We start from the raw sequence: 20237 nt of genomic DNA, 5'->3' as shown, positions 1-20237 counted from the left end.
AGTCGTCTTCTGAAAATGACAAAGGACGAACTACGTCAACTCGATGCCGGAAACAACGGAGAGGCGGCCAAACACTTCACAGTAATGCGTAGCGCCAGCGTGATCTCCCTGTAGGCTCCAAAGCTGCATGACTCGTATACTAACGATTCAGTCGGCGGACAAATATAAGATTATTCTTAAAATTCCATAGATTTCAGCCAAGATCGGCACGCTACCCCGCCTTGCGCCGGCGCGGCCTTTCTTGACAAGCGCCGCCAACGCTTTTCTAATCGCAAACTTCCCGCCATGCCACAAGCGGCGGCGGCCCTCACAGATCACCACAGGAAACCTCCATGACCATTCGAGTCAACGGCATTGAAATCACCGAAGACATGGTGCAGGCAGAACAAGCCCACTACGCCGACGCGCCCAAACCGCGCGATGCCGCCGCTCAGGAATTGATCCTGCGCGAACTGCTGCTGCAAAAAGCCCAGTCCCTCGGCATCGACACCGCTGACCAAGGCGCAGCCATCGGCGCGCTGCTGGAGCGGGAGCTGCATGTCGACGCGGTGGACGAGGCCGCCTGCCTGGCCTTCTATAATCAGTATCCCGAGCGCTTCAGCAGCGGCGAATCCGCCGTTGCCAGCCACATTCTGTTCCCGCTGGGCGAAGGCCTGGCCGGCAGCTTGGCCAAGGCCAAGGCCGAAGGCGTGCTGGACGAAGTCAAGGCCAACCCGGCCCGCTTCGCCGACCTGGCGCGCGAGCATTCCACCTGCCCGTCCGGCCAGCAAGGCGGCAGCCTGGGGCAGTTTGGCCGCGGCCAGATGGTGGCGGAATTCGAACAAGCAGTGTTCAGCACCGCCGCCGGTGAAATCGCGCCGCAGCTGGTGCAGACCCAGTTCGGCTACCACATCATCCAGGTGCAGGAACGCCACGAAGGCGGCAAGGTGAGCTTTGAAGAGATCAAGGACCGCCTGCAGCAGTACCTGAACGATATGGCCGGCAACAAGGCGATGCAGGCCTATCTGGGTCAGCTGGTCGCCGCCGCTCAGATCGAAGGCTATGAGATGCCGGCGCTCTAAGCCACGATTCAAGCTCATCGAAAAACCGAGGCGCAGACGCGCCTCGGTTTTTTTTTGCGCGCTTCAGTTGCGGCCGCGAAGTGACGCGCCCACCGGCCGCGAGAGCGGGAAGCCATCCTTGCGGTCCCAGTTGATGGACCAGCTCATCACGCCGCGAAAGTTGGGGTAGGCCTGATTGGGCTTGACGCCGCCGCAGTTTTTCATTGCCATCAGGCAATCCAGCGACTTGATCACGGTATCGGCGCTGACAAAGCCGGAATTGGCGGAACTGCGGCCGGAAGGCACGCCGAAGGCCACCTGGTCCGGCCGCAAGCCCTTGAAGCTGCCGGAAGCGCCATAAGCCAGCGGGAAGCCCTCGATCAGCATCTTGCTGCCGCCCACCAGCATGTCCACGCTGCCTTCCGCCAGCGCGGCGGTGGAATACGGCGTGTTCAAGCCGCCATTGTTGTAGTACTGCACATGGATCACGCTCAAATCCTCGCGCAGCGCGTCGATGATGGGCAGATAGGCGCCCCAGATGCTGCCGTAGGCGACATAGCCGCCCTGGACATAGGGATGCTCCGGCGCCATCGACAAGTAAAAGCCGGCCCCCAGCTTGGCCTTGAGCTGCCGCACCCCGCTGATCAGGTTGCCGATGATGGGCGCGCCCTGCGAGACTCCGCTTTCCAGGTCCAGATCTATGCCGTCGAAACCGTACTTGGCAATGATGGCGTAGAGGCTGTTGACGAAATTCTGCGTCTGTGCCGGCGAATTCAGGGTGACCGAGCCATTCTGCCCGCCCAGCGACAGCACCACTTTCTTGCCCTTGGCCTGCTTGGCGCGGATGTCTTGAATGAATTGCGCCTCGGAACCGGCCTTGGGGTCCAAGGTGAAGCTGAGATTGCCATTGCCGGCGTCGTCGGCGAATGCGACGACGATCACATCCCAGTCATCGCTGACCTGGCTGAGCGGATACGTATCGCCGCTGGGATTGGTGAAGTTATGCCAGTAGCCCACCAAGGCGTGCTTGGCGAACGGAGCGGACGGGCCCGGCTGCGGCGGCGTAGGATCCGGCCCCGGCGTCGGAGGCGCGCCGCAGCTCCCTCCGGCCTGCCACAGCGTGGGCGTGGCCGGCGGGTTCCAATTGGCGCCGACATAGGCGGTATGGGCGGCGCGCGCGGTGTAATTGGCCGCGGCATAGGCCACCACATCGCCCATCTGATAAGTTGCGCCTTCCCGCCAGTCCGGGCACGCCGCGGCGCTGGCCGGTCCAGCACCCAGGGCCAGCGCGCACACGGGCGCCAACAGCATGGTTTTCCAATTCAAGAGCATGCAGCATCCTCCTTTGGATTCGCGGCGGCGCATCGTCGCGCGCTGGCTGCGCGCCTCTTGTTGAGCCACCGGACCAGATCACAGCTGGTATTTGATTGGTATTACACCAAACCGACAATGTCAAAGGCATTTTTGAGCCGCCAAGCAGCAGGTCAATTTTCTACAATACGCCCTCGCTCCATCTGGCTACTGTGTCCGCATTGCCCACCCACCAGGAAACATCATGAATCAGACTCTCGCCATGGCCGGTTTCGCGCTGGCGGCCTCCATCACGCCGGGGCCGGTCAACCTCATCGCCCTCAGCGGCGGCGCCCAATATGGCGCGCGCGCCGCCATGCGCCACGTCGGCGGCGCCACCGCCGGCTTCACCTTATTGCTGCTGCTGACCGGATTGGGATTGGAACAGACCTTGCGGCAATGGCCGGCGCTGACGCATGGGCTGCAGTGGGCGGGCGTGGCTTTCCTGCTTTATATGGCTTATCAATTGGCGCGCAGCGACGGCAGGCTGGAGTGGGAACAGAATGGCGCCCGGCCCAGCTGGTGGCGCGGCGCGGCGGTTCAATGGCTGAACCCCAAGGCCTGGATCGCCGCGCTGGCCGGCTGCGCGGCGTTCACCTCGGGTCAGGACACCATGGCCTTATGGCGTTTCGCCGCGATCTACTTTCTGATCTGCTACGCCTCGGTGGCTTGCTGGGCGCTGGCCGGCGCCTGGCTGGGCCGGCAATTGAACTCGCCCAATCGGCTACGCCGCTTCAACCAGTTGATGGCCGCCCTATTGGGACTCAGCGCGCTGGGGCTGTTGACGCCGGTCTAGCCCGCGCGGTATTGGCCCGGCGTGGCGGCGACATACTGCTTGAACACTTTTTGCAGATGCGCCTGATCGGAAAAGCCGGCATCCTGCGCCACTTGCGCCAGCGGCAAGCCGCCGCGCACCAGCCGGCGCGCCAGCGACACGCGCTGGCTCAGCAGGAAGCCGTGCGGCGTCACGCCGTAGCGCTGTTTGAACGCGCGGATCAAGTATGAAGCCGACAAGCCAGCCTCCCGGCTGATGTCTTCCAGGCGCAAGGACTGCGCGCAATGGGCGGCGATATATTCCGCCGCCCGCTCCAGGCGCAGATTGGACTCCGCCGCCGCCGGCGCCAGGCCCAGCAAGGGATGCAGCTCGCCGAAGAAAGCCGCCGCCGCAATGTCTTTTTCCAGGGGCTCGCGCCCGGCATCGCACAGCAGCGTGAACATGGCGTTGAAGCCGGAGAACAAACCATGGTGGCGGCTCATCGCCGCGCCCAGCGGGCGGAAGCCGCCGACCTGGTCTACGCCTAATGCCTGCTGCATCCGCCCCAGCCAGCCCACATCCACGTATAGCATGCGGTAGGACCAGGCCTGGTCGGCCACCGGATTGCAGGCATGGGTATCGCCCGGGTTCATCAGTACCAGGGCGCCCTGTTCGCTGCGGCGGATCTTGCCGTTGAAGTAATCGCAAGCGCCAGCGGTGATCGCGCCTATCGAGAAGGTTTCATGCGCATGCTTGGCGTAACAGACTTTGCGGCCATCGGCCACCGAGCGCGCCTCGAATTGCGGCAAGGCGGCTTCGCGCCAGAAGCGATGCGTCACGGCAGGTTCCGACATCGGCTTACTCCCCTTTCAAACGGTAGAACAATATGCCCAGCCACTCGCGCAAGGCGGAATGGCTCTCCTGCATCGCCCGTCCACTGGGCAGATACCACGCGATGCCGCCGCCGTCGTAGCGGATGAAACCGGTGGGCGCGGCGCTCACTTCCAGCCCTTGCCGCTGGAACATCGGCAATGCGCGCCGCAAATGCCAGCCCTGGCTGACCAGCGCAATCCGCTCTACTCCGTCAGCGCGCAACATCGCCGCCGCATAGCGGGCATTTTCCAGCGTGGTGTCGGAGCGCGTTTCCACCCAGCGCGGCGACAGCCCGTAATCCTGGCGCAACACCCGCGCCATCACCGCGGCCTCGGCCTCCCCACCCTGCGGCGCGCCGCCGCTCAGCAATAAGGGCTTGCCGCTTTGGCGCGCCAGCCGCGCGCCATAGCGCAGCCGCGCCAGCGAGTCCGCTCCCGGTTCCATGCCTCCATATTCCGGCGCCGGCTTCTTGCCGCCGGACAGCACCACGATGGCGTCCACGCGCGCCAATTGCCCGGCGTCCAGCGCCGGGTAGACTTCCAGGCCCCGGTTCAGCCACATCGCCAGCATCGGTGTGCTCAAGGCATACAGGCCCGCCATGCCCAGGGCCAACAGGAGGCCGCCCAAGCGCGGCCAACGGCGGCGCAGGCCCAGCCCAAACAGCATCATCAGCAGCAGATTGAGCGGCGGCAACAACAGGGAACCCAGCAGCAAATGGCTCAGAACTTGCGGGGACATCGTGACGGTCATGAAATCGGCATCAAATTGGGTGAGCGCCAGTTAAACACGCGCGGACGGGCAAATCAATGGCGGGGAAACCAGATGGCGGCATAGGCGTTGCGATAGCCATTGGCCGGATCGTAGCCGATGCTCAAATAGACCTCGCGTATCGTCTGCCTGGTCAGCAGATGCGGCTGGGTGACATAGAGGCTGGGCGGCCGGCCGGCAAACGCGCGGTTCAGTTCGTCGGCCAGTTGCCAGCCATGCAGATGCAAGGGCTCGGCGATGGTCGCGACCTGCATCAGACCCGCGCGGATGCGCCGCATCGCGGTGAAGGAGCCGTCGCCCAGCGACACATTGGCCACCTCCGCGTGCAGCCGTCCCAGTGGATAGCCTATGGAGTCGTAATACAGATCATTGATGCCTATGCTATGGGTCCAGCTGGCGCCATAACGCTGGTACAGCACGCTCACCCGCGCCGGCAACAGTTGCTGCACCCGCGCTAGGGAAATATCCTCCACCGCCAGCACCTTGCAGCGTCGGCATGCCTGCAATTGGCGCTGCGCTTGCCTGGTCTTGGCGCTGGCGATGGCGAAGCGGCTGTCGGTGAACAGCACCACGCCTATCGGGCCGCTGCGGCTGGCGATGACATAATCGGCCGCCGCCTGGGCGGCGGCCAGCGGATCGGTGGAGATATTGGTGAACAATAGGCCCGGTGCCGGCCCCGGCTTGTCGCCGGCATGCCAGCCCACCACCACCACGCCGGCGGCGAGCAGGCGCTGGATCTGCGGTTTGAATTCCTTGGCGTCGAAACCACCCAACGCCACCGCGGCGGGGTGTTCGCGCGCGGCGCGTTCTAGAAAGCCGCGCAGCGAGTCCTGCCGCCCCTGCCCGTCCAACAGCGTCAGCCGCCAGTCTAGCAAGCGGCCGGCCTCTTCCAACCCGCGGTAAACGCCGACCACGCCGCCATTGCGCAGGTCCGATGCCAGAAACCACACCTCGCGGCCGGTTTGCGCCGCCGGCCCGTGCAGCGGGCCGTCCCACTCGGTCCATTCCCGCGCGGGATCGGCCGGCCTGGCCGGCGCAGGCTTGCCTGCGGCCAGAACCAAGCCGGTCAGGCACAGTAGCAGCGCGAACAGTCGAATCATGCAGACACTATAGACCACCGCTGCCACAGGCCGGAGCGGCCGCGCCGCCCGGTTCAGCCAGCAGTTGGCCGGCCACTTCCGCCGCCACCGCGAACAACAGCGGCGACAAGCGCTGCGCCTGCAGACCGGTGGCGCCATGGCGGCTGATGGCCAGGCCGCGCCACGGCATCCGTTCGCCAATCAGGCAGCCGCACAGCTTGCCGCCGCCGCGCGCAACCGCTTCGACAATCTCGGGCAACCGCTGGCGCAAGGCCACGCACGCCTCGGCCGGCGCCGCAAACGCCAGCGCCACCCCATCCGCCACGCTCCGAACACGCAGGCAAAACGCGCCTATGCCCGGCGCGGTCAGCCACAACACAAGGTCAAGATCATCCTGCTCCGATTCCGGCTCCCGCTCCAGCGCATCCTCCACGCTCAGCGTCAGCGCCGGGCCGCCCCACAGCCAGAACGGCAGCGTCAACGGCAAGGGCGGCTCGCCGGCGGCATTGCGCACCCCCGCCAAGGCCAGTTCCGGCAATTGTTGCAGCAAGGCTCCAGGCAGATGGCTGCCGCCAGCCTGCTGGAATTGCGCCGCCGCCTGCGTCAACCGCCCCAGCAAGGCCTGCCGCCAGGCCTGGGCCAATTCAGCGGCGGCCGGCAGCGGCTTCGCCAGCCTGGGCATGGCTGCCTGCTCCAGCTGCCATGCGCGCGCCAGCGTTTCGCCCTCAGGCTCCGCCCCCTGACGCTCCAACTGCAGTGACAACTGCAGCCGCGGCTGGGTGGCCAGCACCAGCACTTTCAGCACCGTGCCGGGGCTCAGCTCGGCCGCGCCAGGCGGCCAGGCCGGCAACGCCAACTGGATGCCGTCGCCGCTCAACAGTGGCCGGCCGTCGGCCGCTCGGCTCAGCACCGCCTGCCATTGCCGGCCCGGCGTCAGTTCCGCGCCCGGCTGCGCGCCCGACGAGAGAGGCGCGCTCGGCGTGACCGGCGTCGCCGCGGTAATCGCTCGAATTGAAATGGCCCTACTCCTTCAAAAAAATCCAGACTCACGACGCAAAAAAGCCAGCCGCATACGCAGCTGGCTTCGGATTCGCACCGGATCGACGCTAAATCGTGGATTACTGCAGCAGGGACATGGCCAGGCTGCTCATGCTGCCGCTTTGCTTCAGCATGGAGGTGCCGGCTTGCATCAGCATTTGCTTGGAGGTCATGCTGGCGCTTTCGTTGGCGTAGTCGGTATCCATGATACGACCCTTGGCGGCCAGGGTGTTGTTGTTGACGTTGGCCAGGTTGTTGTTCACGTGGTCCAGACGGTTGGCGTTGGCGCCCAGGGAGGAACGAACCGAGCCTACCGAATCCAGAGCGGCCTGGATGGTGTTGATGGTGTCGGCTTTGCCGATTTCATCGCCCTTGGCTACCTTGTCCAGAGCGGCTTGGCCGTCTTGCTGAGCCTTCAGCGCGGTCTCGTAAGCGGCTTTCTTGGTGTCATCGGGGGCTGCGTCGTAAGCGGTTTTGGCATCATCGGTCGCCTTGACCAGAGCCGGCATCGCATCGGTAGCGGTCTTGACTGCAGCTGTGTAGTCAGTGCCGGCCTTGTCATCCTTGAAGAAGGTCTTGGAAACGCTGCCCAGCGCATTGTTCAGCGCGGTCATGCCATCCTTCATGTTCACCGTCATGGATTCGTCGGCCGACGCGCCGATCTGGAACTTCATCTCTTCGGTCAGCTTGCCGCCTTGCAGCAGTTTTTCACCGCCGAAGGAAGTGTTCTTCATGATGTTGGTCAGTTCCTTGCCCAGTTCGGCGAATTCGGACTGCATCGCGCTCTTGTCGGCCTTGGTGGAGGTGGCGTTGGCGCCTTCGGTGGACAGGTCCTTCATGCGCTGCAGGATGTTGGACACTTCGTTCAGCGCGCCTTCGGCGGTTTGCAGCATGGAGATGCCGTTCTGGGCATTCTTCATCGCAACTTGCATGCCGCGGCTTTGCGCGTCCAGACGGGTGGCGATCTGCAGGCCAGCGGCGTCGTCCATTGCGGAGTTGATGCGGAAGCCGGTGCCCAGACGGGTCATCGAGGTGGACAGCGCGGTTTGGGTGCCGGTCAGGTTGGACTTGGTGTTCAGTGCGGCGATATTGGTGTGCAGGCTCAGCATAGCTTTTGCTCCAGAAGTCAGGTTGGTTGGTCCGGCATCGCTGCCGTTACCCTCACAAGGCGGCCGTCGCGCGGCAAACTTAAATCCGCCGCCATTGTGAAAAATCACATTGCTTGACGCATGGGCGCTGGCTGTTGAAAGATCAACGTCATAAACACTGCCGCCACACCGCCATGACCACACTGAACGGCCAACAAGCCCTGACCCAGCTCTGGGCCGCCGCCGCCCTCGACCCCTCCGCGCTGGAGCGTGCCCAGCTGCCGGCGGGCGAGGCGCCGCTGCCCTCCTCTTTTGCCATCGGTGCCTTGGCCCAGGCCAGCATTGCCGCCAGCGCGCTGATGGCGGCCGAATTCTGGCGCCTGCGCGGCGGCGCGGCGCAGACGGTCTCGGTCGAGCTCGCCCACGCCGCCGCCGAATTCCGCAGCGAACGCTATCTGCGCGTCGACGGCGCGCCGGCTCCCGAATTGTGGGATGCCATCGCCGGCCCCTATCCTTGCGGCGACGGTCGCTGGGTACGCATCCACACCAATTTCCCCCACCATCGCGACGGCATTCTACGGCTGCTGGACTGCCGCCACGACAAGGACAGCGTGGCCGCCGCCTTGCAAGACTGGCAGGCTTTCGAGTTCGAACAGGCTGCCGCCGAACGTGGCCTGGTCGCCACGGCGATGCGCAGCTTCGACGAGTGGGACCGCCACCCGCAGGGACAGGCCGTCGCCGCGCTGCCCTTGCTCAACATAGAGCGCATCGGCGACGCGCCGCCGCTGGCCCGGCCCTTCGCGCCGCGCCCCTTACAGGGCATACGCGCGCTGGACCTGACCCGCATCATCGCCGGCCCGGTGGGTGGCCGGGTGCTGGCCGCTCACGGCGCCGATGTGTTGCGCGTCACTTCGCCGCTGCTGCCCTCCATCCTGCCGCTGGACATCGACACCGGCCGCGGCAAGCGCAATGCCGAGCTGGACTTGCGTCAGGCTGTCGATGGCGAGCAGCTGCGGCGCTTGCTGAGCGAAGCCGATGTCTTCATCCAGGGCTACCGGCCCGGCGGCCTCGCCGCGCTCGGTTTCGGCCCGGAGCAGGCCGCGCGTCTGCGCCCGGGCATCGTCTACGCCTCGCTGTCCGCTTATGGTCACGCCGGCCCCTGGGCCGAACGGCGCGGCTTCGATTCCCTGGTGCAGACCACCAGCGGCTTCAATCACGCGGAGACGGCGGCTTTCGGCGGCGTGCAGCCGCGCGCGCTGCCGGCCCAGGCGCTGGACCATGCCGCCGGCTATCTGCTGGCTTTTGGCGTCATCGCCGCGCTCTCTCGCCAAGCGCAAGAAGGCGGCAGCTGGCAGGTGCGGGTTTCGCTGGCGCAAACGGGACACTGGCTGCGCCAGCTCGGCACGGACCACGCCGGCTGCGCCGTGGCGGACCCCGGCCTGGAACAGATCGCGCCCTGGCTGGGCGATTATGCGTCCGACTTCGGCGCCTTGCGCGCCGTGCGCCACGCGGCCCAGCTGTCCTTGACGCCGGCGCATTGGACGCTGCCTTCTATGCCGCTGGGCAGCCACGCCGCCGAATGGCTGCCGCGCTGAAGCGGCGGTGGCGCGCGCCAAAGCAACTTGCTATCGTCGGCACACCGGCCCTAGCGCCTATGGAGCATTCATGGATATTTCGTTCACCGATCTGATTGGCCAGTACTGGTCCACCCCCAAGTGGGAAGTCAATCTGTTGATCACGCTGAACCTGCTGGGCGGCCTGCTGCTGGGCTGCGTGGTGGGCTACGAGCGCTGGTACAACGGCCGCGCCGCCGGCATGCGCACCTACGGCCTGGTGGCCATGGCCTCCGCCGCCGCGATCAGCATCATCGGCTATTCCGGCTACTGGTATGGCGGCCAGCATCCCGACATCACGCATGGCGACATGACCCGGGTCGCCCAGGGCGTGCTGACCGGCGTCGGCTTTCTGGGTGCCGGCATGATCATGAAGGAAGGCCTGTCGATCAGCGGCCTCACCTCGGCCGCGTCGATCTGGATGTCCTCGGTCATCGGCATCCTGGTCGGGGTCGGCTTTTACGCCGCCGCCATCGCCATCACCCTGCTGTGCGTGCTGTGCATGCTGTCGGTCAATCAGGTGGAAAGCCGGCTGCCGCGCCATTTCAGCCTGTTCATCGTCATCCGCTTCAAACCGGAGCAGCAATGGACGGTGCAGGCCTTGAGCGCCGGCCTGCTGGAACTTGGCGTGCGCCTGCATGAGGATAGCATCGCGCTGAACGCCGGGCCGGACGCCACCGAGTGGAGCTTTCTGGTGTCGGCGCAAAACCGGCGCGACCTGATCAATGTCGTCGATCTGTCGCGCGAGATCATGAAGATAGACCGCCTGGAAACGCTGAGCATCCAGCCGGCGCGCAACTGAGCCGGCGCCAAACCGGCTAGGTGTTTTCACACCATCAAGTTTGCGCTCCCATTGCCGATATCGGTTTACCGATACTTCCAAATCCTGGAGCCTGCAATGCGAGTCGCGTCCATGGCGCTGTCGATGAGCAGCCAGTACAGTTTCAGCCAAAGCATCAGCGTTCAGCAAAAAATCAGTTCCTGGAGCCAGCAGCCGGCCGCTTCCGCGCCGGCCTCACCCTCCTCCGATGTCAGCCTCAGCCCCGGCGGTGTCAACGCCAGCGCCAAGGATCAACAGCTGGCCGACGGCATGACGCCGATGCTGGGCTTGATCAAGGACATCCTGGAGAAAGTGCTGGGCGTCAAATTCAAGGTAGTCGACGGCACCTTGCAAAAAGACGACGGCAAGAGCGGCGATTCTAACGCCAGCGCCCCCACGCCACAGAATGCGCCAACCGCCAGCGCGCTGCCGCGCTTCGGCGGCTCGATCCAGCAAAGCTACGATTACAAGGAAAGCGAAAGCATGGGTTTCTCGGCCAAGGGTTCGATCAAGACCCAGGACGGCCGCGAATTCAATTTCTCGCTGGACGTGCAGATGAGCCGCAGCTTCGAATACCACAGCAGCAGCAGCTTGCAGTACGGTAGCGGCGGCAGTCCCACCGACCCGCTGATGCTGACGCTGGGCGATGAAGCCGGCAGCTTCAGCGGTGCCAGCGTCAGCTTCGACCTGCAAAGCAATGGCCAGAAAACACAGCTGCCGTTTATCGATCATGGCGGCTGGCTGGCGCTGGACCGCAACGGCGACGGCAAGATCAACGACGGCAGCGAGTTGTTCGGCACTCAGTCCGGCAATGGCTTCGCCGACCTGGCCAAGCTGGACAGCAATGGCGACGGAGTGCTGGATGACGGCGACCCGGCTTTCGCCCAATTGAAGCTGTGGTCCGGCCGCGATGGCGACAAGGATCAACTGATGGGGCTGAAGGAGCTGGGCATTGGCGCCATCCTGCTGCCCAGCGTGGACACGCCGTTCAGCATCAAGGACGCCAACAACCAATCCCAGGCCGATGTCCGCCGCTCCGGCGTTTATCTGACCGAGGACGGCAAGGCCGGCCGGGTCAGCCAGGTGGATGTCTACGGCTGAATCCGCCAAGCGCAAATAGCAAAGGCCGCTGACGCGGCCTTTGTCGTTTCCGGCGAATGCCGGCTCAAGAGATGTAGTTGAACAGCGATAGCTGAGTCACCTTGTTGTAAGTCAGCTGGCTGTACTTCAGCGAGGTCTGCGCCAAGGTGAAATCCGAAATCGCCTGCGGCATGTCCAGATCCTGCAAATCACCGATGCTGCTGGCGTACTGCAATTTCAGGCTGCCGCCGACATTCTGCATATTGTCGTTCTGCTGGCCGCGGGCGCCGATGGATGCCAGCGACAGGGAGAACTGCTGTTGCGCCGAGTCGATGGCGTTGATCGCGCTGTTCAGCTGGGTGCCGAAGTTGGCCGGCTTCGGATTCTGGCCCAGCAGGGTATTCAGTTGCAGCAAGGCGTCGAAGGCGGCGGTGGCGCTGCCGCCCGGCGTGCCGAACACGGTGCTGCCGGGATCCGAGATCGTCATCTGCTGCGAGGCGCTGATCTGCACGCTGCGCTGGCCGGTATCGCCCTGATACGTGGCCGGCGGCACCGCTGACAAGCTCACCACATAGGGCACCGTGTCGGTCTTGTTGCCGCTGAACAGGTAGTTGCCGCGACCATCGGTGGAGTTGGCGTATGTCGTCAGCTCGGTGATGCCTTCCTGCAACTGCTTCTGGATCGCCTGCAACTCGGTCGGGCTCAGCGCGCCGCTGCCGGCGGAGATCGCCAAGCTTTTCATGCTGGCCATCAGGTCCGAGGAGCTCTTGACCGCGGTTTCCGACAGCGACAGCCAGGAACTCACCGCCTGGGTATTAGTGATGTACTGGCTGTTCTGGCCCTGCGACTGGCTGAGCAGCAGGATGCGCGCCGCGGCCACTGGATCGTCGGCCGGCGTCACCACCCGCTGCTGGTTGTCGATCTGCATGGTGAGCTTGTAAATGCTCGCCTGCAGATCCTGCATATTATTCAAGCCGGACTGGTAAATGGTGTTGGAGCTGATTCGCATCACTCTCTCCTTAACCCATCAGATTCAGAATGCTGGAGAAGGTGGTTTGCGCCACTTGAATCACCTTGCTGCATGCCTGATAGGACTGTTGGTACTTGATCAGATTGGCCGCTTCCTGGTCCAGGCTGACGCCGGAAGTATTGGACAGGCTTTCGCTGGCTTGCTTCAGATTGGTCTTCATCGCCGCCGACTGCAATTGAGCGGTATTGGTCTGGTTGCCCACCGAGGCCACCAGCGTCGAGTAATAAGAACCATAGGACTGATTGCCCATCAGCTTGAGGTTCTGCTGCGCCAACAATTCGCGCAGATTGGAGTTGTCGCCCGGCGGCGGCTTGGTGCCGGCCGGCGCCGGCCCCACGGTGAAGGTCTGGCCATTGGCCGGCGCGCCGGACAATTGGAAACTGATGCCGACATCCACCGGCGGCACCGCCGTGGTCTGCAATTTGAAACCGTTGCTGACGCTGCCGCCCAATGGCACCACATTGTAAGGGCCGCCGCCATTGGGGCCGGTGATGGTGGCCGTCATCGTCGCCGGGGTGCCGGTGGCGGTGATGGTCATGCCGGTCATGCCGACCGATGGGTGCGTCGTGCTGCTGGGAAACACCGGCGGCACCGAGTTGATGCTGCCGCTATAACCGCCAGGCAAAGAGGCCCAAACGCCGCTCATGGTCACGCCGCTGCCGCCGGCGCCGCCGGTGGACACCATATTCGACGCGGTGGCCAACTTATTCGGATCGGTCATCAGCACTTGCAGGTTGCTGGCCGCGTTTTGCGGATTGGAAGCATAACTGGACAGATCATTGAAAATGGGCTGCCCCGCCACACCGCCGTTGTCCACGCCCAGCTGGTTCTGGTAATTGACCGCGGCGGCGAAATTGATCGCCAGCGTGCCCAGTTGCTGGCGCGCCTGCAGCAGCGGACCATCGCGGAAATTCAGCAGGCCGCCCAATTGGCCGCCGGTGATCAGGCTGTTCGGGATCGCCGTCACCGTGCCATTGGGATTGTTGAACACCAGTTGCAAGGTGTTCGGATCGGTGGGCAGCGGCTGGGTGGCCAGGGTATTGGTCTGGGCATTGGTGACCAGGGTCTGGCCATTGCCGATGTAGACCGTGTAAGTGCCGTCGGACTGCGGCACCGCCTTGGCGCTGACCAGCTTGTTCAATTCCAGCATCGCCTGGTCGCGCTGATCCATCAGCGTGTTCGGCTGCGAACCCAATTGGTTGCCGCCGGTCAGCGCGGCGATCTGGGTGTTGAGGCTGGCGATCTGCGAGGCCAGCGAATTGATGCTGTCCACCGTGCTCTTGATCTGGCCGTTGGCGCCGGTCTGCATCTGCTGCAGCTGCCCGTCCACGGTGGCGAACTTGGTGCTCAGCGCCTGAGCCATGTTCAACACCGTCTGCCGGCTGGGAATCGAGTCCGGCTGCTGCGACAAGGTCTGCATCGCGCCGTAGAAATCCTGCAAGGCAGGGATGATGGAAACATCGGTGGACGCCATCAGATTATTGATCTGATTGAGCTGCTTGACCTGGGTATCGTAATAGCTGCTATTGGTCTGCGCGGTTTGCACCTGGCCGGACAGGAATTTGTCGTAGGTCCGCAGCACATTGGTGACGTCCACGCCCTGCCCCAGGAAGCCGAAGCCCTGGTATTGCGGCGTGCGGCCGGCCTGGGTGACGTACTGGACGTTGTAACCGGGCGTGGAGACGTTGGCGATATTGTTGCCGGTTACCGCCAAAGCCGTCTGCGCCGCGTTCAGCCCGCTCACGCCGATCGAGAAAATATTGGAACCCATGATTCACCTCTGTTTGCTTTATCGGCCCGGCGCGTCAAAACTTGATGCCGGATTCGACGCTCGCTGCCGGCGTCCGCTCAACTGCGCACCGTCTGTTGCGCCAAGCTCGCCGCCACGTCCACCAGCTTGCGCGCGTAGCGCGGGTCGGTGGCATAGCCGCCCGACTGCAACGCATGCGCGAAGCCATACATATTCTGCCCCTGGTTCAAGGCGCCCTTGTAGCGCGGAGAATCCTTCAACAGGCGCGCGTAATCGCCGAAGGCCTCGGCATAAGAGCCGTAGGCGCGGAATTTCTCCACCCGCTTCTGAGCGACGCCGCCTTCATATTCGGTGGTCATCACGCTGACCGTGCGACCCTGCCAATCGCCGCTGGCCTTGATGCCGAACAGATTATGGCTGTCGCTGCCGTCCGGATGGCGGATCGCGCGCTTGCCCCAGCCGCTTTCCAGCGCGGCATGGGCAACCACCGCCTCCGGCGCCACGCCCAGTTGCGCGGCGGCGCTGCGCGCGTGCGGCAGCATGGCCGCGGCGAAATCGCGGCTGCCGCCCTTGCCCGTTGCTGCCGTCTCGGCCTTGGCCGGGCTGGTCGGCGCCGTCAGCACCAGCGCCGCGCCGGCGGCTTGTTGCGCCTCTTGGTAAGCCAGCAAGGCCTTGCCGCCGCCGTGGGCGCGAACGGCCAGTTGCGGGCCGGGCGCCGAGTGAACCGTGTGCATGCTCTTGTCGTCCGGAGCGAAATTCGACTGTTTGGCGATTTGCCGATACAGCATGTCGCCCAGGCCAAAGCCGCCGCTGGAGCTCAGCGCCTGGGTCAGCTGCTGGTCGTACAGGCCTTGATAAGTGCTCAGGCTATTGGACTCGCCTTCCGGGTCGAACTTGGTTTCGCGCATGCTTTTCAGCAGCGTGTTCATCATCAAGGCCTCGAATTGCGATGCCACCTGCCGGGCCGCGCCTTTCGGGTCCTTGATCGCCTGCGCGCGCAGATCGTTCAACTGGTTGGGATCCACGGCCAGTTGCCGGTTTAGCAAATCGTTGGCGCTCACGGCGCCGGCACTGAGGGACTGAATCGTCATTTCTCGCTCCTGGAATCCCGTTAAAAGCAAGATTCGGGCCAGAATAAAAAAGACGGCCACGCGGCCGTCTTTTGGTCCTGCCGCCAAGCCGGCGTCAGATGATTTGCAAATCCGCTTTCAACGCGCCGGCGGACTTCATCGCCTGCAGGATGGAAATCAGGTCCTGGGCATTCGCCCCCAGCGCGTTCAAGGCCGCCACCACCCGCGACAGATTGGCGCCGTTGGGCAGGCTGATCAGCTTGCTGCCTGGGGTGTTGATGCTGATATCGGCCTGGTTGGTCACCGTGGTCTTGCCGCCGGACAACGGATTGGGCTGACTCACCTGCGGCGTATTGCTGACGGTGACGGTCAGATTGCCATGCGACACCGCGCACGGCGCCAGCGTCACCGCCTGGTTCATCACGATGGAGCCGGTGCGCGCATTGATGATGACGGTGGGGGAAACATCTGCCGGATCGACGGCAATATTTTCCATCTTAGCCAAAAACTGCACGCGCTGATCAGGATCGAACGGCGCGCGCACCTCGATCAACCGGCCGTCCACCGCGCGCGCGGTACCCTGGCCAAAGGATTTGTTGATCGCCTGCACCACGCGGTTGGCGGTGGTGAAGTCGGACTCACGCAATTCCAGATTGACGAACTCGCCAGAGCCCAGCGCGGTCGGCACTTCGCGTTCCACCGTGGCTCCGGAGGGGATTCTGCCGACACTGAGTTGATTGATCTGGGCCGAACTGCCGCCCGCCGACGCGCCGGCGCCGCCGACCACCACATTGCCTTGCGCCATTGCGTAGATCTGCCCGTCCGCACCTTTCAGCGGCGACAGCAACAATGTACCGCCACGCAGGCTTTTGGCATCGCCTATCGACGAAGCGGTCACGTCTATCGCCTGCCCCTGCCGCGCGAACGGCGGCAGCGTCGCGGTCAGCGTAACCGCGGCGACATTCTTGGGGTCGAGCTTGGTGCCGGGCGGCACTTGCACCCCCAGCTGATTCAACATATTCGACAGCGCCTGGCCGGTGAACGGCGACGAAGTCACTTTGTCGCCGCTGCCGTCCAGGCCCACCACCAAGCCATAGCCTATCAACTGGTTGGGACGCACGCCGCCGACATTGGTCAAGTCCTTCAAACGCTGCGCCGCCATGGCCGGAGACACCGCCAAGGCCAACAGCACCACAAACATCCATCGCTTCATATTCTCGCCCGCTTTCAGCCTACCACGCCCGCCAGATGGCGGCGCCCAGGCCGGTAATCCGTTATATCGGCAATATACTCATGAAGAACTTGGCAAGCCAGCCCGGTTCGTTATACAGCCGGTGAGTGCCCTTGGTCTGTTGCTCGACGCGGGCATCCGCCACCTTGAGCGAGGACACGCTACGGTCGGCGGCGATGTCGCGCGGATTGATCACGCCGGACAGGCGAATGGATTCGGTGTCGCTGTTCACCCGCACCACTTTCTCGCCGCTGACCACCAGATTGCCATTGGCCAGCACTTCCAGCACGGTGACGGTGATGGAACTGACAAAGGAGGTCGCCACCTTGTTGTCGCCCTTGCCCGTATTATTGGCCGAACCCGTGGCGCCGAAGCTGGCACCGTCGAGACCCGCGGCCGCGCCGCTGGGCAGGAAAGGCACTTTCATACCGGCGTTAATGCTGCTGTTCAGGCCCGAGGTGCGGGTATTGGTGGTCTGCTCCGACGCCGAGGTCGACGAGTTTTCCTGGATGTTCACCGTCAGGGTGTCGCCGACATAGCCCGGCATGCGGTCCTGGAACAAGGGCCGGTAGCTGGCGGTCTGGAAAATGGAGCCGTTGCTGGGCATGCTGACCGGCTGCGGTTGCGGCCGCGCGCTGGTGGGCTGCTGCACCAGCGGCGGCTCCTGGGTCACGCAAGCGCTCAAGAATGCGGCCAGCAAGGCCGCCATCGCCATCGCTTTCATGATACACCTCGTCTTTTCATCGCTATCGGCCGCCAGACAGCGGCCGTTCTTGCATTACAACTGGCTCAGCTTCTGCAGCATCTGATCCGCGGTGGTCACCGCGCGCGAGTTCATCTCGAACGCGCGCTGCGCGGTGATCATATTCACCAGTTCCTCGGTGACATTGACGTTGGACGCCTCCAGAAAACCGGATTGGATCGAGCCGCGGATATCGGTCTGCGGATCGCCGTCCTGCGGGTCGCCCGACGCGGCCGATTGCAGATACAGGTTGTTGCCCACGCTCTCCAGACCCTGCGGGTTGATGAAGGTGGTCAGCTGGATGGTCCCCGCGGTTTGCGGCGCCGGATTGTTGGGCAGGTAGTACTGCACCACGCCGCCGGTGGACACCGTGATCTGGTTGGCGGTACCGGGGATGTTGATATTGGGGTTCAGCGGATAACCGTCCGGGTTCACCACGTCGCCATTGGCGTTGCGCTTGAACTCGCCGTTGCGGGTATAGGCGGTGGTGCCGTCCGGCAACTGGATGCGGAAGAAACCCTCACCGGAAATCTGCATATCCAGCGGCTGGCCGGTCTGGTTTGGATTGCCCTGGGAGTGGATGCGGGCGGTGGCCACCGCAGCCGAACCGGTGCCTACCTGCAGGCCAGTGGGCGTGGTGTTGCCATTGGCCAATTGCGCACCGGGCTGGCGCAGGGTCTGGTAGTACAGATCCTCGAAAATGCCGCGGCTGCGCTTGAAGCCCACGGTGTTGACGTTGGCCAGGTTGTTGGATACCACATCCAGTTGAAACTGGCTGGAATCCATGCCGGTCTTGGCAATATAAAGTGCGCGCATCATAGCTTGTTTACCCCGTCTCCAGAGCCGCCTTGCCTTAATCCAGGTGGCGGCTCGCATATTATTTTCAGCCGTTGGTGGACAGTAATTGCGCTGCCTGTTGGTCACCCTGCTGCGCGGTCTGCATCAGCCGGACATTGAGATCGTACTGGCGCGCATGGGAAATCATCTGCACCAGGCTCTCCACCGAGTTGACATTGCTCGCTTCCAGCGTTTCCGGCACTAGCTTGACATTGGCGTCCGCGGCAGCATTGCCGCCGCCGTTGATGCGAAACAACCCATCCTCGCCCTTGTACACTTCCTTGGGACCCGGATTGACCATCTTGATCTGGCCGACCAATTGCGGCGTGCGCACCGTGCCGGACTGTGGAGTCGCCACCACCGAGCCATCGGCGCCCAACTGGATGCGGGAACCAGTGGGCACCACGATGGGACCGCCGTCGCCCATGATGGGCAGGCCGGAGCGGGTGCGCATCATGCCGGTGGCGTCCAGCACATAACCGCCGTCGCGGGTGTAAGCTTCGCCGCCGTCCGGCGCTTGCACCGCGAAAAAGCCCTTGGAGCCGATGGCGAAATCGCTGGTATTGCCGGTGTGCATCAAGCTGCCCTGGCTGAGGTCGTGACCCACGGTGTTGTCCACCACATAGGTCCGCGTCGGCGCGCCCTCGCCCACCACCGGCAAGGCGCGGAAGGCCACCACATCGGCCTTGAAACCGTTGGTGTGCACATTGGCGAGGTTGTTGGCAGTGGTGGCTTGCTGCCACATCACGTGTTTGGCGCCGTTCATCGCCAAGTAAAGCATTCTATCCATCGCGCGCGCTCAGCTCATCAGATGTTCAGCAAGGTCTGCACCAGGGTGTCCTGGGTCTTGATGGTCTGCGCATTGGCCTGGTAGTAGCGCTGCGCGGTGATCATATTGACCAGTTCCGAGGTCAGGTCGACGTTGGAATCCTCCACCGCGCCGGACTGTATGGTGCCGGTATTGCCGGTGCCCGGCACGTTATAGGACGCCGAGCCGGAGTCGAAAGTCTGCGACCACAGATTATTACCCTTGGACTGCAGACCCTGCGGATTGATGAAGTTGGCCAAGGCGATCTGGCCTATGGTCTTGGTCTGGCCATTGGTGAAAGTGGCCTGGACAATGCCCGACGCCGAGATATTCACGCTCTTCAGGCTGCCCGGCGCGAAGCCGTCGATGATGGGCGGCGTGGTCACGCCGAAGTCCTGGCCGGTCTGGGTGGAGCCGTTGAACTTGAAAGCCACCGTCTGCGGCACCGCCGAACCGTTTACCGGCACCGGGGTGAAGTTCACGTTGAACGGTCCGGGCGTGGTCAGCACGCCAGAGGTGTCGAACACCATGGAGAAGGTATTGCTGTTGGGCGGCGTGTTATTGGCCGGATTGCCGTCCACATAGGCGGTCGCGGTCCAGGTCCGCCCGGCGGGGGTGGCCGCGCCGGCGATATAGTACATGGTCACCTGGTGCGGATTGCCCAGCGAGTCGTACACGGTATTGGTGTTCGACCAGTTGTAAGTCGCCGAATTGGTCGGGTCCAGCGGCGTAACTGTGGGCGAGGCCTTGCGCGAATCCAGGTTGAGACCGAGCGTGGCCTGGGTGGTGGGCTTGGGCGACACCAGATTGGTATTGAGCTGCAGCTTGCCCACCGGTCCCTGGGTGACGTTGCCGGAGGCATCCGCCTGCCAGCCCTGCAGGAAGTTGCCGTTGTTCACCACATAGCCCTGGTTGTTGACCTGGAACTGGCCGTTGCGGGTATAGGCCAGGGTGCCGTCCGGCTGGGCCACGGTGAAGAAGCCGCCATTGTTGATCGCCAGGTCCAGGCTGCGGCCGGTGGGGGTGATATTGCCATTGCTCATGTTCTGCGTCACCGCCGCCACCTTGACGCCGATACCCGGCGTGGTGGTGGAAATGCCGTACAGGGAGCTGCCATACATATCGGCGAATTCGGTACGCGAACCCTTGAAGCCGACGGTGTTGGCGTTGGCCACGTTGTTGCCTATGGTGTCCAGCTGGGTGGAGGCGGCGTTCAAGCCGCTCAAGCCTTGTTGAAAGCCCATGATGTCAGTCCTTGAAGTCGAA

General features: G+C 63.7%; 19 protein-coding genes. 5 read left to right on the top strand and 14 right to left on the bottom strand.

Features of this window, described 5'->3' with window-relative positions:
- The first annotated feature begins 332 nt into the window (after window positions 1-332).
- Window positions 333-1061 carry a peptidylprolyl isomerase gene (locus LQT98_RS05815; RefSeq protein WP_048410272.1) on the top strand — a complete coding sequence of 243 codons (729 nt, stop codon included), beginning with the start codon at window positions 333-335 and terminating at the stop codon, window positions 1059-1061.
- A gap of 63 nt (window positions 1062-1124) precedes the next feature.
- On the opposite strand, the gene LQT98_RS05810 is transcribed toward LQT98_RS05815, so the two are convergent.
- Window positions 1125-2372: a chitinase gene (locus LQT98_RS05810; RefSeq protein WP_231461468.1), complete on the bottom strand. Its 1248-nt coding sequence runs from the start codon at window positions 2370-2372 to the stop codon at window positions 1125-1127.
- A 223-nt stretch (window positions 2373-2595) separates the two neighbouring features.
- Between LQT98_RS05810 and LQT98_RS05805 the strand changes: the two genes are divergently transcribed.
- Window positions 2596-3186 (top strand): LysE family translocator, encoded by a 591-nt coding sequence (locus tag LQT98_RS05805; protein ID WP_231461467.1) that lies wholly within the window; start codon window positions 2596-2598, stop codon window positions 3184-3186.
- Here the strand turns inward: LQT98_RS05805 and LQT98_RS05800 are convergent.
- The 5 genes from LQT98_RS05800 to LQT98_RS05780 form a co-directional block, all read right to left on the bottom strand.
- The gene (locus tag LQT98_RS05800; RefSeq protein ID WP_231461466.1) at window positions 3183-3998 is read right to left on the bottom strand and encodes an AraC family transcriptional regulator; all 816 of its coding nucleotides are present in this window, start codon (window positions 3996-3998) and stop codon (window positions 3183-3185) included. The two genes, LQT98_RS05805 and LQT98_RS05800, sit on opposite strands and share 4 nt — an antisense overlap.
- Before the next feature lie 4 nt (window positions 3999-4002).
- Complete coding sequence (locus tag LQT98_RS05795; RefSeq protein ID WP_231461465.1) at window positions 4003-4755, bottom strand: YdcF family protein; 753 nt, start codon at window positions 4753-4755, stop codon at window positions 4003-4005.
- Window positions 4756-4820: 65 nt separating this feature from the next.
- Window positions 4821-5885 carry a type 1 periplasmic-binding domain-containing protein gene (locus tag LQT98_RS05790; RefSeq protein ID WP_231461464.1) on the bottom strand — a complete coding sequence of 355 codons (1065 nt, stop codon included), beginning with the start codon at window positions 5883-5885 and terminating at the stop codon, window positions 4821-4823.
- Window positions 5886-5892: 7 nt separating this feature from the next.
- Complete coding sequence (locus tag LQT98_RS05785; protein ID WP_231461463.1) at window positions 5893-6774, bottom strand: hypothetical protein; 882 nt, start codon at window positions 6772-6774, stop codon at window positions 5893-5895.
- 208 nt (window positions 6775-6982) lie between these two features.
- Window positions 6983-8011, bottom strand: a complete 1029-nt coding sequence (locus tag LQT98_RS05780; protein ID WP_231461462.1) for a flagellin N-terminal helical domain-containing protein — start codon at window positions 8009-8011, stop codon at window positions 6983-6985.
- Window positions 8012-8184: 173 nt separating this feature from the next.
- Here LQT98_RS05780 and LQT98_RS05775 point away from each other — a divergent pair, with 173 nt between their 5' ends.
- The 3 genes from LQT98_RS05775 to LQT98_RS05765 all read left to right on the top strand — a co-directional run bounded on the left by LQT98_RS05775 (window position 8185) and on the right by LQT98_RS05765 (window position 11524).
- Window positions 8185-9585 carry a CoA transferase gene (locus LQT98_RS05775; RefSeq protein ID WP_231461461.1) on the top strand — a complete coding sequence of 467 codons (1401 nt, stop codon included), beginning with the start codon at window positions 8185-8187 and terminating at the stop codon, window positions 9583-9585.
- 70 nt (window positions 9586-9655) lie between these two features.
- A complete protein-coding gene (locus LQT98_RS05770; protein WP_048410265.1) occupies window positions 9656-10405 on the top strand; it encodes an MgtC/SapB family protein in 750 nt (249 codons plus the stop codon).
- Window positions 10406-10501: 96 nt separating this feature from the next.
- Window positions 10502-11524: an EF-hand domain-containing protein gene (locus LQT98_RS05765; RefSeq protein ID WP_231461460.1), complete on the top strand. Its 1023-nt coding sequence runs from the start codon at window positions 10502-10504 to the stop codon at window positions 11522-11524.
- A 64-nt stretch (window positions 11525-11588) separates the two neighbouring features.
- On the opposite strand, the gene flgL is transcribed toward LQT98_RS05765, so the two are convergent.
- From flgL to flgE, 8 genes are all read right to left on the bottom strand, one after another.
- A complete protein-coding gene (gene flgL / locus LQT98_RS05760; RefSeq protein WP_231461459.1) occupies window positions 11589-12512 on the bottom strand; it encodes a flagellar hook-associated protein FlgL in 924 nt (307 codons plus the stop codon).
- A 10-nt stretch (window positions 12513-12522) separates the two neighbouring features.
- Window positions 12523-14304 (bottom strand): flagellar hook-associated protein FlgK, encoded by a 1782-nt coding sequence (gene flgK, locus LQT98_RS05755; RefSeq protein ID WP_231461458.1) that lies wholly within the window; start codon window positions 14302-14304, stop codon window positions 12523-12525.
- A 77-nt stretch (window positions 14305-14381) separates the two neighbouring features.
- Complete coding sequence (flgJ, locus tag LQT98_RS05750) at window positions 14382-15374, bottom strand: flagellar assembly peptidoglycan hydrolase FlgJ (RefSeq protein WP_231461457.1); 993 nt, start codon at window positions 15372-15374, stop codon at window positions 14382-14384.
- Between the two features lie 94 nt (window positions 15375-15468).
- Window positions 15469-16566, bottom strand: a complete 1098-nt coding sequence (locus LQT98_RS05745; protein WP_231461456.1) for a flagellar basal body P-ring protein FlgI — start codon at window positions 16564-16566, stop codon at window positions 15469-15471.
- 61 nt (window positions 16567-16627) lie between these two features.
- A complete protein-coding gene (locus LQT98_RS05740; RefSeq protein WP_231461455.1) occupies window positions 16628-17308 on the bottom strand; it encodes a flagellar basal body L-ring protein FlgH in 681 nt (226 codons plus the stop codon).
- 54 nt (window positions 17309-17362) lie between these two features.
- Window positions 17363-18142 carry a flagellar basal-body rod protein FlgG gene (gene flgG / locus LQT98_RS05735; protein WP_231461454.1) on the bottom strand — a complete coding sequence of 260 codons (780 nt, stop codon included), beginning with the start codon at window positions 18140-18142 and terminating at the stop codon, window positions 17363-17365.
- A gap of 67 nt (window positions 18143-18209) precedes the next feature.
- The gene (locus LQT98_RS05730; RefSeq protein WP_048410258.1) at window positions 18210-18953 is read right to left on the bottom strand and encodes a flagellar basal body rod protein FlgF; all 744 of its coding nucleotides are present in this window, start codon (window positions 18951-18953) and stop codon (window positions 18210-18212) included.
- Window positions 18954-18970: 17 nt separating this feature from the next.
- Window positions 18971-20215 (bottom strand): flagellar hook protein FlgE, encoded by a 1245-nt coding sequence (flgE, locus tag LQT98_RS05725; RefSeq protein ID WP_048410257.1) that lies wholly within the window; start codon window positions 20213-20215, stop codon window positions 18971-18973.
- Between the last annotated feature and the right edge of the window lie 22 nt (window positions 20216-20237).

Source organism: Chromobacterium aquaticum (assembly GCF_021129195.1).
Taxonomy (GTDB): domain Bacteria; phylum Pseudomonadota; class Gammaproteobacteria; order Burkholderiales; family Chromobacteriaceae; genus Chromobacterium; species Chromobacterium aquaticum.
The sequence above is the reverse complement of the archived record's forward strand: the minus strand, read 5'-3'. Positions and strand labels throughout refer to the sequence as shown.

Excerpts from the sequence above, each read along its gene's own strand:
- LQT98_RS05790 (WP_231461464.1), bottom strand. The coding sequence starts at position 5,885 with ATGATTCGACTGTTCGCGCTGCTACTGTGCCTGACCGGCTTGGTTCTG.
- LQT98_RS05795 (WP_231461465.1), bottom strand. The coding sequence starts at position 4,755 with ATGTCCCCGCAAGTTCTGAGCCATTTGCTGCTGGGTTCCCTGTTGTTG.
- flgG (WP_231461454.1), bottom strand. The coding sequence starts at position 18,142 with ATGCGCGCACTTTATATTGCCAAGACCGGCATGGATTCCAGCCAGTTT.
- LQT98_RS05775 (WP_231461461.1), top strand. The coding sequence starts at position 8,185 with ATGACCACACTGAACGGCCAACAAGCCCTGACCCAGCTCTGGGCCGCC.
- flgL (WP_231461459.1), bottom strand. The coding sequence starts at position 12,512 with ATGCGAATCAGCTCCAACACCATTTACCAGTCCGGCTTGAATAATATG.
- flgJ (WP_231461457.1), bottom strand. The coding sequence starts at position 15,374 with ATGACGATTCAGTCCCTCAGTGCCGGCGCCGTGAGCGCCAACGATTTG.
- LQT98_RS05730 (WP_048410258.1), bottom strand. The coding sequence starts at position 18,953 with ATGGATAGAATGCTTTACTTGGCGATGAACGGCGCCAAACACGTGATG.
- LQT98_RS05740 (WP_231461455.1), bottom strand. The coding sequence starts at position 17,308 with ATGAAAGCGATGGCGATGGCGGCCTTGCTGGCCGCATTCTTGAGCGCT.
- LQT98_RS05815 (WP_048410272.1), top strand. The coding sequence starts at position 333 with ATGACCATTCGAGTCAACGGCATTGAAATCACCGAAGACATGGTGCAG.
- LQT98_RS05810 (WP_231461468.1), bottom strand. The coding sequence starts at position 2,372 with ATGCTCTTGAATTGGAAAACCATGCTGTTGGCGCCCGTGTGCGCGCTG.
- flgK (WP_231461458.1), bottom strand. The coding sequence starts at position 14,304 with ATGGGTTCCAATATTTTCTCGATCGGCGTGAGCGGGCTGAACGCGGCG.
- LQT98_RS05770 (WP_048410265.1), top strand. The coding sequence starts at position 9,656 with ATGGATATTTCGTTCACCGATCTGATTGGCCAGTACTGGTCCACCCCC.
- LQT98_RS05800 (WP_231461466.1), bottom strand. The coding sequence starts at position 3,998 with ATGTCGGAACCTGCCGTGACGCATCGCTTCTGGCGCGAAGCCGCCTTG.
- LQT98_RS05780 (WP_231461462.1), bottom strand. The coding sequence starts at position 8,011 with ATGCTGAGCCTGCACACCAATATCGCCGCACTGAACACCAAGTCCAAC.
- LQT98_RS05765 (WP_231461460.1), top strand. The coding sequence starts at position 10,502 with ATGCGAGTCGCGTCCATGGCGCTGTCGATGAGCAGCCAGTACAGTTTC.
- LQT98_RS05745 (WP_231461456.1), bottom strand. The coding sequence starts at position 16,566 with ATGAAGCGATGGATGTTTGTGGTGCTGTTGGCCTTGGCGGTGTCTCCG.
- LQT98_RS05805 (WP_231461467.1), top strand. The coding sequence starts at position 2,596 with ATGAATCAGACTCTCGCCATGGCCGGTTTCGCGCTGGCGGCCTCCATC.
- flgE (WP_048410257.1), bottom strand. The coding sequence starts at position 20,215 with ATGGGCTTTCAACAAGGCTTGAGCGGCTTGAACGCCGCCTCCACCCAG.